This is a genomic window from Kushneria aurantia DSM 21353 (assembly GCF_000382245.1).
Lineage (GTDB): Bacteria > Pseudomonadota > Gammaproteobacteria > Pseudomonadales > Halomonadaceae > Kushneria > Kushneria aurantia.
Genome location: NZ_KB907876.1, coordinates 45,405 through 59,683, shown reverse-complemented (window position 1 = coordinate 59,683; position 14,279 = coordinate 45,405). Strand labels below are relative to the sequence as shown.

10 protein-coding genes and 1 pseudogene are annotated in these 14,279 nt (G+C 63.6%); 6 read left to right on the top strand and 5 right to left on the bottom strand.

Annotated features, from left to right (window positions below):
* Window positions 1–134: 134 nt before the first annotated feature.
* Window positions 135–257, top strand: a pseudogene (locus tag H146_RS22330) (PhnA domain-containing protein); the annotation flags it as partial.
* A gap of 18 nt (window positions 258–275) precedes the next feature.
* Here H146_RS22330 and H146_RS0111565 read toward each other — a convergent pair.
* Complete coding sequence (locus tag H146_RS0111565; RefSeq protein WP_019952035.1) at window positions 276–3,815, bottom strand: SNF2-related protein; 3,540 nt, start codon at window positions 3,813–3,815, stop codon at window positions 276–278.
* A 366-nt stretch (window positions 3,816–4,181) separates the two neighbouring features.
* Between H146_RS0111565 and H146_RS0111560 the strand changes: the two genes are divergently transcribed.
* The gene (locus H146_RS0111560; RefSeq protein WP_019952034.1) at window positions 4,182–4,682 is read left to right on the top strand and encodes an NUDIX hydrolase; all 501 of its coding nucleotides are present in this window, start codon (window positions 4,182–4,184) and stop codon (window positions 4,680–4,682) included.
* Window positions 4,683–4,693: 11 nt separating this feature from the next.
* Here the strand turns inward: H146_RS0111560 and dgcA are convergent, their stop codons facing one another.
* The 3 genes from dgcA to H146_RS0111545 all read right to left on the bottom strand — a co-directional run bounded on the left by dgcA (window position 4,694) and on the right by H146_RS0111545 (window position 7,686).
* A complete protein-coding gene (dgcA, locus tag H146_RS0111555) occupies window positions 4,694–5,665 on the bottom strand; it encodes an N-acetyl-D-Glu racemase DgcA (RefSeq protein WP_019952033.1) in 972 nt (323 codons plus the stop codon).
* Complete coding sequence (gene dgcN, locus H146_RS0111550; protein WP_051091010.1) at window positions 5,665–6,699, bottom strand: N-acetyltransferase DgcN; 1,035 nt, start codon at window positions 6,697–6,699, stop codon at window positions 5,665–5,667. The genes dgcA and dgcN overlap by 1 nt, the downstream gene beginning before the upstream one ends.
* A 99-nt stretch (window positions 6,700–6,798) precedes the next feature.
* Window positions 6,799–7,686 carry a LysR family transcriptional regulator gene (locus H146_RS0111545; protein ID WP_019952031.1) on the bottom strand — a complete coding sequence of 296 codons (888 nt, stop codon included), beginning with the start codon at window positions 7,684–7,686 and terminating at the stop codon, window positions 6,799–6,801.
* 131 nt (window positions 7,687–7,817) lie between these two features.
* On the opposite strand from H146_RS0111545, the gene H146_RS0111540 reads away from it, so the two are divergent.
* Both H146_RS0111540 and H146_RS0111535 read left to right on the top strand, forming a co-directional pair.
* Window positions 7,818–8,312 (top strand): glutathione peroxidase, encoded by a 495-nt coding sequence (locus H146_RS0111540; protein ID WP_019952030.1) that lies wholly within the window; start codon window positions 7,818–7,820, stop codon window positions 8,310–8,312.
* 224 nt (window positions 8,313–8,536) lie between these two features.
* Window positions 8,537–11,062 (top strand): mechanosensitive ion channel domain-containing protein, encoded by a 2,526-nt coding sequence (locus H146_RS0111535; protein WP_169433480.1) that lies wholly within the window; start codon window positions 8,537–8,539, stop codon window positions 11,060–11,062.
* A gap of 62 nt (window positions 11,063–11,124) precedes the next feature.
* Here H146_RS0111535 and H146_RS0111530 read toward each other — a convergent pair whose 3' ends face one another.
* Window positions 11,125–11,535 (bottom strand): DUF7079 family protein, encoded by a 411-nt coding sequence (locus tag H146_RS0111530; RefSeq protein WP_019952027.1) that lies wholly within the window; start codon window positions 11,533–11,535, stop codon window positions 11,125–11,127.
* Between the two features lie 162 nt (window positions 11,536–11,697).
* Between H146_RS0111530 and fabV the strand changes: the two genes are divergently transcribed.
* Entirely contained in the window at window positions 11,698–12,900 is a 1,203-nt protein-coding gene (gene fabV / locus H146_RS0111525; RefSeq protein WP_026351929.1) for an enoyl-ACP reductase FabV, read from the top strand.
* A gap of 169 nt (window positions 12,901–13,069) precedes the next feature.
* Window positions 13,070–14,278 carry an aspartate aminotransferase family protein gene (locus tag H146_RS0111520; RefSeq protein ID WP_019952025.1) on the top strand — a complete coding sequence of 403 codons (1,209 nt, stop codon included), beginning with the start codon at window positions 13,070–13,072 and terminating at the stop codon, window positions 14,276–14,278.
* Window position 14,279 lies beyond the last annotated feature (1 nt).

The window sequence follows — 14,279 nt, the reverse complement described above, 5'->3', positions numbered from 1 at the left end:
GAGCCGGGATGGCGTGCCGTTTGCGATTATCATGCTGCGGATTTTGTCACCCTGCGCCTTTATTTACCGTGGAAACCGATATGAGCCAGCTTCCCCTCTGTCCGCAATGCGGTTCACCATACACCTAGACTCGGGTCGTCAAGATAGGCACCAGGGTCAGGAGCATCCGCCTCGTCGAAGGCGATCATGATAGCGACTGCAAAATCGAGGGCATTGGCGCCATGAAACTCAAGTCCGAATTCGTCAAAAAGGCCTGAGTCTGGCGGTGTTTCGGTTCACGGCTGATACGCCACCAGATCCCGCAGTTCGCTGTCGGACAGCTCGCTAATCCACTGTTCACCGCTGGCCACAGTCAGATCGGCCAGCTCTCTTTTGGAACGGATCATGGCGTCGATCTTCTCTTCAAAGGTGTTTTCGGTAATCAGGCGGTGGACAGTGACATTGCGACGCTGGCCAATCCGGTAGGCGCGATCGGTGGCCTGGGCTTCGACCGCCGGATTCCACCATAGGTCGTAATGGATCACCTGGCTGGCGGCGGTGAGATTGAGGCCGGTACCGCCGGCCTTGAGAGAGACGATCAGGGCGCGTGGGCCGGCGTCGCCCTGGAAGGCCTCGACCATGTCGTCGCGCTGCTTGCGGGTGAGGCCGCCGTGCAGGAAAGGGGCTTCGAGATCGAGTTCATCGCGTAGTGCTGTGCCGAGCAACTCGCCCATGGTGGTGTACTGAGTGAAAATCAGTGCCTTTTCGTCGGCGGCGTCGACCTCGCGCATGATACCGATGAGCGCCGCCAGCTTGCCGGAACCCTCGACATCCGCCGTCTTGCGACCGGCAAACTGGGCCGGGCTGTTGCAGATCTGTTTGAGGGCGTTGAGCAGTTTAAAGATGATACCGCGCCGTTCGATGCCGTCTTCGCTGCTGGCCAGGCTGGCCATGATCGTCTCCACGCTGCTCTGGTACAGCGACGCCTGTTCGGCGCTCAGCGTGCAGTAGCGGTTGGCTTCGATCTTGTCGGGCAGGTCGGCGATGATCGAGGTGTCGCTCTTGAGTCGGCGCAGGATGAAGGGCGCGGTAATGGCGCGAAACCTGTCCAGCGTGGCCTGATCGCGATCGCGCTCTATGGGCGTGGCGAACGTCCTGGCAAACCGCTTTTGGGTACCGAGATACCCGGGATTGATAAAATCGAACACCGACCAGTATTCGCGCAGGCGGTTTTCCACCGGTGTGCCGGAGAGCGCGATGCGGGTATAGGCCTTGAGACGTTTGACCGCTTTGGCCTGGGCCGACGCCGGGTTTTTGATATTCTGTGCCTCGTCGATGGCGACCAGTGTCCAGACCGGTTTGGCCAGCTTGCCGGCGTCCGTGCGCGCCAGTCCGTAGCTGGTCAGGATAACGTCGTGATCGTGGCGTGCCAGTTGGCGCTCGGGCCCGTGATAAACCTGCACTGTCAGGTCCGCTGCGAAGCGTTCGAACTCGTGGCGCCAGTTGGTCAACAGCGGCGTGGGCACGACGATCAGGGCGCCCGAGGCGAGACGCTGCGTCGCCTTGAGATGGGCCAGCAGTGCGATCAGTTGCAGGGTCTTGCCCAGCCCCATGTCGTCGGCCAGCAGGGCGCCAAAGCCCAGCCGGGCATTGTCAGCCAGCCATTCGAAGCCACGCTGCTGATAGGGCCGCAGGCGAGCGGTGAGGGTCGTCGGTAGCGGCGGTGGCGATTGAGGCCGAATGAGTTGATCGAACAGCGCTCTGGCGTCCCTGTTCGTGGTGACTTCAGCGTCGTCGAGTTCGCCGCTCAGACCGGCTTGCAGCAGTTCGACGCGCGACAGTTGGGCCGGCGGCGTCTCCAGTCTGTCGAGCAACTGGCGGACCTCGCCCGCGTCAATCATCACGTAGCGATCCCTGATCCGCACCAGACCTGTGGCGTTGTCGACGAGTTGGCGGAATTCGTCGATCGAGACATGCTGGTCACCGATGGCTACCTGCCAGTCGAACGCCAGCAGTTGTTCGAGATTGAGATAACTTACTGCGCTGTCACTGTCCGAAGCCGACAGCGACAGGCTCGCCCGTGGGCGGGCCAACTGCTGCAGCGCTCTGGGCAACATGACATTGATGCCCAGCATGCGCAGCGCCGGCAGCACATCACGGATGATGGGCGTGAAGGTTGCCAGCGTGAAGCGTAACTCGCGGTTGCCGGCTGCCGCACCATGCTGGCCGGCATACAGCTCTTCGACATCCGGGAAATAGTCCGCCAGCACCGCCAGATCGGCCAGCACATCGGCCCTGGCCAGGCGATTTTCATCAGCCGCAAGCCAGCTCGCGATGGGTTGGTAGCCGCCCTGATGCTCGACCGCCAGGGTCACGGCCAGGCGGTCATCGTCGGCTTCCTCGACCATCAGGCTCAGCCGATGGGCGCGCTCGCCCAGCGTCAGGCGGCGTAGCCAATGAGCGATCAACTGCGGCGTTCGGCGCGTCTCGAAAGTCTCGAAACGTAGCGGGCGGGCGTTGAAAAACAGCTGTTGGACCGGATCGTCGCGGCGCGATTCGGCATTGCTATGGAAGCCGATGCGGATAAAGAGGCCGAGCAGCAGGTTCAGTGCGGCGGTGATCTGTGTTGCTGCTTCGGCACAGGCATCGTTTTTGCCGCCTCCCTGCGGGTTGGCGCGCTGCTGCACCAATGCCGACGGACACAGTGCGCACAGCTGCTCGAACAGGGTCTCGACCGGTTCGGCCAGACGTGCCGGCTGCCAGACAATGATCGTCTCTTCCCGGACATTGGTCGCCACCATCGGTATGAATGCCCCCTGCTCGATCAACCCGAGCGCGCAACGCAGCAATATGCGCCACAGTGCCACGCCGGGGCTGAGTCGTGGCTCGCGCTCGGCAGGCAGCAGGTGCAGCCCGGCCAGCAGGTCCTGCAGCGCACTCGGCGGGTGGCTGTGGCGGACGACCTCGCCGCCCTGGCGATTGCTGGCACGCATCTCGATCAGTTGGCCACTATCGTCGATAATGGCCGTCAGATCCGTCAGCTTCTCGAACTTCTGCCAGACAGTCGTGGTCGCCTGGTTGAAACGTCGAGCGGCGCGGCGCGTGCGCTGGTATTGGGCCGCCAGAATCTGGCGAAAGTCCTTGTCGTGAAACAGCGGCTCTGCCGAGAGGATCGTAAAAATCCGCGATTCGAGCGGCGGGATATGAGACCAGTCGATAGCGCCAAGGGCTTCGATCGATGGCGGCTGGTTGTCAGTGTTGGACGGTGTTGTCGACCAACCCTGCGACAATACCGGCAGCGTCGACAGTGTTGCGGGCGCCAGCGCCATTTGGGCCGTCAGTCTGTCGACCAGATCCAGACCATGGAGGGTGAAGACCAGAAACGGATCCTTGTCGATTTCATTGGCAATCAGATAGATCACCGCCGCGATATGTTTGCAGGGGAGTGCGCCGTCGGGACAGGAGCATTTCGCCTTCAGATCGCGCCACGAACGCGGAAACAGCCAAATCCGCTGCGTTTCGAGCCGGCTTGATACTTGTGGCGGCAACTGGCGGTTGAGCAGTCGCGATAATAGCACCGGGTCGGCTTTTACCGTGTCCAGCACGGTCCGCTGCTCGGCATCGGAAAAGGCCGGCAGGGCAATATGGACCTTGTAGGGTGCGGACCTCGAACCCTTGACGCGGGCGCTTGTCGCGCCATTGTCGATATGGATCGAGCGTACCGAGCCGTTATTGGCGTAACGCCGTCCCCGTGGCAACCGATTGCTGTGGTCGATGCCATCAAAAGCCGCCAGCCACTGCTGGCCCCACCAGGTACGTCCAAAGTTATGCGCCATATCTATCCGACTTGTGCCTTGTCGTAATGATCGGGTGGTAAAGGAAATACATCCTGAACGCCGAAACAGGCAAAACGCGGCGCCAGGCGGTCATGGTATACCCAAAAGGATATTGTCGATAATCGACGCGATACGTCTGTCGACCTGCCATTGCGACCATGAATGTTGCACAGCCTTCCGGTGGTCTCCGTCTGGTACGATGAATGTGGCGCCTTCTACCGCTTTGCAGGCGGCTATCCCGAGGCCGCTGCGAGAGAATCCGCTGACGCTCGAAACCTTGAGCGAATATCGGCAGTAGCCGTGATTATCGATGGGCACCGGGTGGCTCACCTCCCGGGCTGTATTTTCCACGACAGGGAGAGTGTCATGATGCCTGCCAATGTGCGCGTTCAGCTGGTGAATACCCGCAACCAACCGGTCGGAACTGCACGACGCTGCGAGATGCGGCGGCTACGCATGTGGCACCGCGCCGTCTATATCTTCGTGCTGAATTCGGAGGGCGCGCTCTGCGTGCAGCGGCGCACGACCATCAAGGACATCTTTCCCGGCTATCGCGATCTGTGCGCCGGCGGCGTGGTGGATGCCGGCGAGAGCTTTCATCAGGCGGCGGCGCGGGAACTGGCCGAGGAGCTGGGGCTGAAGCTGCCGCTCACGTACTGCGGCGAGCAGCGTTTCGCTGACGGCATGAACGCCTTCGGTAGTGTCTATCTGGCCCATTACGAGGGGCAATCGCTGCACCTGCAGGCCAGCGAAGTGGAGAGCGTCGAGTGGCTGGCGCCGCAGGCGGCGCTGGCCGTCGAGGACGCCACCCCCGACTCGCGCCAGGCGCTCGCCCTGCTGATCGAGCGGGGGTGGATTGCGGCATAGCGCAGCGTCGGTCAGGTCGTCTCGCGAACGGTGCCGTCGCTGTAGTCGAGCGCCGGCTCGTCATCCTCGGCCAGCCAGATAGGGCCGTCCAGGTCGACGATCGAGGCGTACGCGGCTACCGGCAGAGCGGCGCGCATCGCCATCGAGGTGCCCAGCATACAGCCCACCATGATGGCCATGTCGCACTCGGCGGCCAGCGCTGCCATGGCCAGCGCCTCGGTCAGCCCACCGCTCTTGTCGAGCTTGATATTGACCATGTCGTAGCGATCCCCGAGCGCTTCGATATCGTCGCGCGTGTGGCAGCTCTCGTCGGCGCAGATCGGTACCGGGTGAGCAAAGGTCGCAAGCGCTGCATCCTCGCCGGCGGGCAGCGGTTGTTCGATCATCTCCACGCCCAGCTCGGCCAGGGCGTGACACCAGGCCTCGAGTTGCGATGCCGGCCAGGCCTCGTTGGCGTCGATAATCAGCCTTGCCTCGGGCGCCGCCGCGCGCACTGCCTGCATACGTTCGATGACCCGGTCGTCGTCGAGCTTGATCTTGAGCAGTCGTGCGCCGCCGGCCAGTTCGCGTCGCGTCGCGTCGGCCATCTCCTCGGGGGTGGCAATCGAGATGGTATGGGCGGTGACGATGGCGCTACCCGGCACTGGTCCCAGCCGTGCGGTGGGCGTTGTGCCTTCCAGAGCGCACTCCAGCGACCACAGGGCGCAGTCGAGCGCGTTGCGCGCAGGCCCGGCCGGCAGGGCCTCGAGCAGCTGCTGACGGTCGAGTCCGCCCTCGATCTCGGCAGTAATGTCGTCGATCTCGGCCAGAATCGATTCGATCGAGTGACCGTAGCGCGATGTCGGCTTGCTCTCGCCGACGCCCACCATGCCGTCCTGATGCAGTTCGACGCGGACGACTTCGATTTCGGTACTGCGGCTGCGGGCGATGACGAAGGGGCGGTCGAGCAGCCAGCTACGGCTGTAGCGTTTGAGGGTGCGCATCAGGTGCGGCCTCCGGTCAGAGCATGGACAATGGGCGCGATGCCAAAGCGAATGGGGTCGGTGGCGGGTACGCCGAAGCGCTCCTCCAGCGTCTTCAATTCACGCCTGGCGGTCTCTTCGTCGACGTTCGAGGTGTTGACCGAGAAGCCCGCCAGTCGCACGTCGGGATTGGTGACCCTTGCTGCCCACAGGTTGGCCTCGATACAGGCGCTCATCTCCGGCATTGGCCGGCCGGGCAGGTGGCGCATATGGGGGCGTCCCAGCTCGTGGCACATCACCAGCCAGTCGGGCTGGGCGCCGTGCAGAAGGCCGAGACTGACACCGGCATAGGCGGGGTGAAAGAGCGATCCCTGGCCTTCGATGATATCCCACTGGTCGTCATCGCCGGCGGGACTCAGCCACTCTACCGCACCGGCGATGAAGTCGGCGATTACGGCGTCGATCGCTACCCCTTCACCGGCGACCAGTACGCCGCACTGGCCGGTGGCGCGAAAGCGCGCACGCACGCCGGCCTCTTCAAGGCCACGCTGGATCGCCAGCGAGCTGAACATCTTGCCCAGCGAGCAGTCGGTGCCCACGGTCAGCACCCGGGTGCCCTGGCGCCGTTCGCCGTTGCCCACCTCGAGCGGCGGGTGGCTGTGGCGGATATCGTGCAGCGTCACCCCCTTGTCGCGGGCCAGTTCGTTAACGCCTTCGATGGCGGTCAGGCGCTGGTGCATGCCGCTGGCGACATCCATGCCGTGGCGGATCGCCTCGACGATGACGTCGCGCCAGTGGCCCGGCAGCTTGCCGCCGGAGTTGGCCACGCCGATCACCAGGGTGCGGGCGCCGCGCGCGACTGCCTCTGCAATGCTCAGATCCTCGATACCGACGCTGACGGTCGATCCGGTCATGCGCAGTTGGCCAACTGCCTTGTCGGGGCGCCAGGTCACCACGGCGCGGGCCATCTTGGCCGACACGCTGTCCTCGATATCGCCCAGAAAGAGCAGATAGGGGGCATGAATCTCGGCGGGACGGTAGTCAGGGGTCGTCATGGAGGCTCCGAATGCCAAAGTGAGCAGGATATCCATTCAGTCTCCGACAAAACCCTCATGCTTTCGAATGCCGATTCGTCCAGAGGGTATAGCCCGAGGCTATACCTCGTCGCGAACGCTCAGGCGCTGATACAGCAGCTCGCGCAACCGCTGACCGGGATGGGAGAGCGGCGTGTGCTCGGCGTGTAGCAGGGTGACACTCATCTCCAGCGGTGGGTCGAGCGGTACAATCTGTACCTGCTCCCGGTAGCGCTCGGCGGTGAGTGGGTCGACGACCCCGGTACCGCCGCCGGCAATCACCAGTTCGGCGATCAGGCTATAGGTTCTGACCCGCAGCCGGGGCGCGGTATCATCCAGACCGGCAGCCGTCAGCGCCTCGTCGAGCCGCCGCCCCAGCGGATCGTCGCCGGGCATGGCGATCAGGCCGCGGCGGTGCAGCCAGGCGAGGCTGACGCTCGCCGGTGCGGTCATCTCCCGCGGTACCAGGGCCTGCATCGGCGCCTGTGCCAGCGGCTCTCCGGCAATGCCGGTGGGTAGCGGCTGCTCGAAGGCCAGGGCCAGATCGAGGCGATGGGTCACGAGCTCTTCGCACAGGGTCGAGAAGTGCGAGGTGGCCAGTTCGATGTGCAGCGCCGGCATTTCGCGCTGCAGATCGATGACCGCCTGCGGCAGTATCGACAGGCCCAGCGTATGGGAGGCGCCAAGGCGCAGGTGGCGGTCGACGCCGTGGCGCAGCTGCTGGCCGAGCTGCTCCAGCGCATCGAGCTGGCCGACCATCGATTCGATGTTCGGCCACAGTCGCTGTGCTTCCGGTGTCGGCGTCATGCCGCGCGCATGGCGGTCGAAAAGGCGCACGCCAAGGCTTGCCTCGGCATGTGCCAGTACGCGGGTCACGCTGGGCTGCGAAACGTTGAGATGGCGTGCGGCGGCGCTGACGCTGCCGCAGCGCATCAGGGCGTGAAACACTTCGATGTGACGCAGTTTCATGACACTTTCCACGGCAGTCGGGTGACCATGGTGCCCAATCGTTATATCGCTGCCCAGCGCCGGGTTTGATGTGACGACCGGGTTATCGACTATGTTAAAACATTGCCAATCGCACCATTCGGTCCAAAGCCATGCATATCTATCAACAGGACTGTCGGGACTGCAACGGTGAACCCTTCAATCTGCGCGCTCTGCGCGGGCAGGTGTTGCTGGTGGTCAATATCGCCACCGAGTGTCGCTTCACGCCACAGCTGGCCGGGCTCGAAAAGCTCTACCGTGCCCATCGCGATCAGGGCTTCACCGTACTGGGCTTTCCCTGCAACCAGTTTGCTCGTCAGGCGCCCGCTCCGGCCCGCGATATCGAGGCCTGGTGCCGGCGTGAATACAGCGTCTCCTTTCCGCTGATGGCGCGCGTGCGGGTCAACGGCAGCGACGCCGATCCGCTGTTCCGTCTGCTTCGCCGGCAGGCGCCCGGCGTGCTGGGCTCAACGCCGATCAAGTGGAATTTTACCAAGTTCCTCGTCGGTCGCGACGGCCAGGTGATCGCCCGCTACGGCCCCTCAGCCGGTGCCAGCGCGCTGGAAGCGCCCATTCGCAGGGCGCTGGATACCCACTTCTCGGCCTGAAGCAGGACGTCACAGGGCTGGCATCACGGTTTTGGTGCAGGCAAAATCGGCGCCGACAACGGTCGTCGTACCGTCCCCGGCTTTTTTCAGGTCGAGACCGAAACGCCAGGCTATATTGGCTGGCATCCATAATGGGCATATTGTCGCTTGATGACTGTCCATGGCGCGCGACAGGGTTGCGCTTCGCCTATCAAACCTCATCCAACACAACATGGAGTGTGCCCGTGGCTTTGCTCAGGCTCGCAGGATGGTGTCGTCTACCGCTTTTGATTCTACTGATCACCGCTCTGCCGGCGATGGCGCTTGCCGAGTCGCAGTCGGGGGAGGGCAGTGGCCAGGCGTCGCCGCAGGTCTCTTCGGCGGCGCTGGCCGACATGCTGTCGAACGAACAGACGCGCAATCAACTGATCGAACAGCTGCGCGCCATCGCCCAGGGCGAGGCGCCCTCGGCTGAAGGCAGTTCGGAGCCGGCGCAGGAGAGTGAACCGCCGGCCTCGCTGGGCGGCCAGATCGCCGAGATTACCCAGAGCTTTGCCGGCGAAGTGGGAGACACCGTCAGCAACGCTGTCGCAGCCTTTCGCAGCGCCGGTAGTGGCCAGGGTGCCGGCCTGCCGTGGGCCGAGTGGAGCCGTATTCTGATCGCTTTTGCCTTTGCCGCGATCTCCACGGTCGTGGCCTTTTTGCTTCTGCGCGCGATGGTGTCGCCGATCTACAGCCGCTTTGACCGCTGGACCGCGGCCAAACCGGCGCCGCTGGATACCGCGACCGGCGAAAGCGTCGGTGCCGCCGCGCATGATAATGATCCTGCTCTGGAGGACAGCGTACGGCCGATGGCCGGCGGCGACGACAGCGAACAGCTCGAAGAGCGTGAGAGAAAGCGCAATGCCACGGCGGCCGGGGCGCTGTTCAAGCGCTGCGCGGTTGTTATCGGGGCGCTGATTATCGATGTCGCCCTGGTGCTGCTGGCCGGCGCAGTGGGCTATATGGTGAGCCTGTTCTTCTCCGGGCAGGCGGGCGAGGTGGGGCGCACCGAATCCCTTTTTATCAACGCCTTCGTGATGGTCGAGGTGGTCAAGGCGTTGATCAGGATGGTGTTCTCTACCCGCTATGACTCGCTGCGTCTTTTCGAGATGAGCCGTAGCACGGCGGCGCGCTGGAACCGCTGGCTGGCGATCGTGGTGGGTGTGACCGGCTACGGCCTGCTGGTGGCGGTGCCCATGGTCAACGCCATGCTGTCGCCGGCGGCGGGACAACTGCTCAGCCTGGTGGTCATGCTGGTGGTCTATATCTACGCCGTGCGCTTTATCATCAAACACCGCACCGTGCTGCGCGACGCTCTGGACGCCCGTGCCGATCGCACCAATTTTGCCTTCCTGGGCACACTGCTGCGTCTGCTGGGCCGCATCTGGCATGTGCTGGCGATCGCCTACTTTACCGTGCTGCTGCTGGTCAGCCAGCTGCAGCCCGCCGAGGCGCTGCCCTTTATGGCCCATGCCACCCTGCAGACGCTGCTGGCGATCGGTATCGGCATTCTGCTGTCGTCGCTTTTGACCATTGCGCTGGCCCGGCGTATCCGGCTCTCGTCGAGCCTGAGCGAGCGCCTGCCGATGCTGGAAAATCGTGTCAACTCCTATGTGCCCAAGGCTCTCAAGGGGCTGCGCATCCTGCTCAGCATTTTCGTGGTGCTGGTGGTGCTGGACGCCTGGAGCGTCTTCGATCTGCCGGGCTGGCTGGCCTCCGACAGCGGTGCGCTTGTCATCAGTATGATCGTGCACGTGGCGATCATCCTCGGCATCGCTACCCTGATCTGGACAGTGGTGGCGAGCTTCATCGAGCACCGCCTGAGCGCTGCCTCGGCACCCAGCGCGCGGGAGCAGACCCTGCTGTCGCTGTTTCGCAATGCGGTGCTGATACTGATCGTGACCATGACGCTTCTGATCGTGCTGTCGCAGATCGGCATCAATATCGGGCCGCTGATTGCCGGTGCCGGTGTCATCGGCCTGGCGATCGGCTTCGGTGCCCAGAAGCTGGTGCAGGACATCATTACCGGTGTCTTCATTCAGCTTGAAAATGCCATGAACACCGGCGATGTCGTGGGCGTGGCGGGGCTGACCGGTACCGCCGAGAAGATCACCATCCGTTCGGTGGGGCTGCGCGCGCTGAATGGCACCTACCACGTCATTCCCTTCTCGTCGGTGGATACCGTCTCCAACTACATGCGTGATTTCGCCTACCACGTGGGTGAGTACGGCATCGCCTACCGTGAAAATGTCGACGACGCCATTCACCATCTGCACCAGGCCTTCGCCGAACTGCTGGAGGACGAGGAGCAGAAGGACAACGTGCTGGAGGAGATGACGGTACCGGGCGTGATCGCGCTGGCCGACAGCTCGGTCAATATCCGTATCATGATCAAGGTCAAGCCCGGCACCCAGTGGGGCGTGGGACGCGCCTTCAACCGGCTGGTCAAGAAGCATTTTGATGCCGCCGGCATCGAGATTCCCTTCCCGCACACCACGCTCTTCTTCGGCCAGGAGAAGGACGGCAGTGCGCCGCCGGCGCGGGTTCGCATGTTCGATGACAGCGTTATCGAGGGCGAGCAGGAGCAGCGCGCCAGCGACGATGCCAGCCGGGACGATAACGCGAGTGACGCCCGCCGCCGCAGCGACGAGCGCCGCCTCAGCGAGCACGAGAAAAAACCCGATGCCGACAATGACGACGCCGGCGATGGCGGCGATGCGCCACGCTGATGTCGTCAGCTGGTGAAGTTTTCAGGGGCGCCGTGCATGGCGCCCTTTTTGTCAATACCCGCTCAGCTGATGCCGTCGCCGCGCCGCGTCAGCACCACGTCCATCAGCATATTGAAGCGGTGACGGGTCATCATGGTGGTGAGTCCCGAAATCAGCATCCACCAGCGCCGCCGGTTGGGGGTCAGCCGCCAGACATGCCAGGTCAGCTGGCGCAGCAGGCGGTCTTCGTCGAACTGGCGCCACTCACCCGCCAGTGATAGCTGATGGCGTGCCAGCACCGGTGACATTTCCACACGGTAGAGCCGTTCGAGCTCGGCGTCGCTGAAATCGTAGCGCTCGATCACTGCCGCCATGTGGGCATAGTCGCGTTCGCCCGGCTCGCGGTCGAGCCACAGCGGCGCCAGCACCAGCCATAGCTCGCGGCGATGATCGAGTAGCTGCTGGGGGTGGGAGTCGGTGTCGTGCTCGGACAAGGTGTCGTCTACGTCAGGGCAAGTGAAGCCCTCAGTGTAGCCGTGGGCGGACAGCGTCGCAGCCAGCAGCTAAAATGCAGTGATCGTCGGTGGCGCAACGGTCGCCATAAACGCCTGCCGCTGGCGGCGGGTCGTCATTCACAAGGTTTCAGCGAGGTCAGTGTGGTCATCCATCCCAAGGTTCGCGGTTTCATCTGTACCACCACCCATCCGGTCGGCTGCGCCCGCAACGTGCGCGAACAGATCGATGTGACGCGCCGACGTGGCCGCATCGACAACGGTCCCAAAAAGGTGCTGGTGATCGGCGCTTCGACCGGCTACGGACTGGCGGCGCGCATCAGTGCTGCCTTCGGCAGCGGTGCCGATACCCTGGGCGTGTTTTTCGAAAAGCCCGGCACCGAAACCCGCCCCGGTTCGGCGGGCTGGTATAACGCCGCCGCCTTCGACCGCTTCGCCAGTGAGGAGGGTCTCTACAGCCGCTCGATCAACGGCGATGCCTTCGCCCACGAAACCCGTGACAGGGCGATCGAGATGATCAAAAACGAAATGGGCGGCAAGATCGATCTGGTGATCTATTCGCTTGCCTCGCCGGTACGCAAGCTTCCCGACAGCGGCGAAGTGGTCAAATCTGCGCTCAAGCCGATTGGTGAGACGTACCGTGCCACCGCGCTGGATACCAACCGCGACCGTATCACCGAGGCCGTGGTCGAGCCGGCCAGCGACGAGGAGATCGCCAACACCGTGAAGGTGATGGGTGGCGAAGACTGGGAGCTGTGGATGGAGGCGCTGGAGCGTGCCGACGTGCTGGCTGAAGGCGCCGCAACCGTGGCTTTCAGCTACATCGGCACCGACATCACCTGGCCGATCTACTGGCACGGTACCCTCGGCCGTGCCAAGGAGGATCTCGACCGTGCGGCCGTGGCCATTCACCAGCGCCTCTCGGCCCGCGGCGGCCATGCTCGTGTCGCGGTGCTCAAGTCGGTGGTTACCCAGGCCAGTGCGGCGATTCCCGTCATGCCGCTGTACATCTCCATCGTCTATCGCATCATGAAGGAGAAAGGGCTTCACGAAGGCACTATCGAACAGCTCAACCGCCTCTTTCACGACTATCTGTCCGACGACTCGACGCCCGAGACCGATGAGGCCGGCCGCCTGCGCTTTGATGACCTCGAGCTGCAGGACGATGTACAGAGCGCCTGCAAGCAGCTGTGGCCGCAGGTGACCAGCGACAACGTCCATGAGCTGACCGACTACGCCGGCTACAAGCACGAATTTCTCAAACTGTTCGGCTTTGACCGCGACGATGTGGACTACGACGTCGACGTCAATCCGAAGGTCGATTTCGATGTCGTTGATCTGACCTGATACGTGCATTGATCACCCGCGAACCATCCTGTCGCAGGGCTCAAGTGTCGCAAGGGCCCTGCTTTCGCCTGGCTGAAGGCTTATAATGGTTTCAGGCGGCTGGCGCCGTTTGATCTTTCCAACCCGATTCTTCCAACAACGACACGACCCTTCGAAAATGGAGAGCCCCATGAGCTGGACCCCCTCGCGCGAAGACTTCGACCGCTACATGCTGCCCAACTACTCGCCTCAGCGAGTGATCCCGGTGCGCGGTGAAGGCAGCCGCCTGTGGGACCAGCAGGGGCGTGAGTACATCGACTTCGCCGGCGGTATTGCGGTCAACGGCCTGGGCCACTGCCATCCGAAGCTGGTCGAGGCACTGCGCGAGCAGAGCGAGAAGGTGTGGCATCTGGCCAACGTCTACACCAACGAGCCGGCGCTGCGGCTGGCCAAAAGCCTGGTGGAGAAAACCTTCGCCGACCGCGTTTTCCTCTGCTCCTCGGGAGGCGAGGCCAACGAGGCCGCGCTCAAACTGGCGCGGCGCTACGCTCATGACACCGCAGGCGCGCACAAGGATCGCATCGTCTCCTTTCGCCAGTCGTTTCACGGCCGTACCTTCTTTACCGTCAGCGTCGGCGGTCAGCCCAAATATTCGCAGGGCTTCGGGCCGGTCCCCGGAGGCATCGTCCACGGGGAATACAACGACCTCGCCACTGCCCGTGAGCTGATCAACGACGACACCTGTGCGGTGATCGTCGAGCCGATGCAGGGCGAGGGCGGCGTGACCCCCGCTACCCCCGAGTTTCTGGAGGGGCTGCGCCAGCTCTGCGACGACCACGCTGCGCTGCTGATCTTCGACGAAGTGCAGTGCGGGGTGGGTCGTACGGGTGAGCTCTACGCCTACATGCGTTATGGCGTGGTGCCCGACATCCTCACCTCCGCCAAGGCGCTCGGCGGCGGTTTTCCGATCGGCGCCATGATGACCACCGAGGAGATCGCGCGGGTATTTGTGGTCGGCACCCACGGTTCCACCTACGGCGGTAACCCGCTGGGTTCGGCGGTGGCGCTGGCGGCGGTGGAAGAGATCAGCCGCCCCGAGGTGCTGGCCGGCGTTGCCGAACGCTCGGCGCGTTTTCGACAGCACCTCGAAGCGCTCAATGAGACGTACGGCTGCTTTCGCGAGATTCGCGGTATGGGGCTGCTGCTGGGTGCTGAATTCAATGCGTCCTTCGGCGAGCGTGGGCGCGACGTGCTGGCCGCTTCGATCGATGAGGGGTTGATGCTGCTGGTGGCCGGTCCCAACGTACTGCGTTTTGCTCCCTCGCTGGTCATCTCGCCGGAGGAGATCGACGAGGGCATGGCGCGCCTCGACCGCGCTCTGTCGACGCTGACCGGGTAAG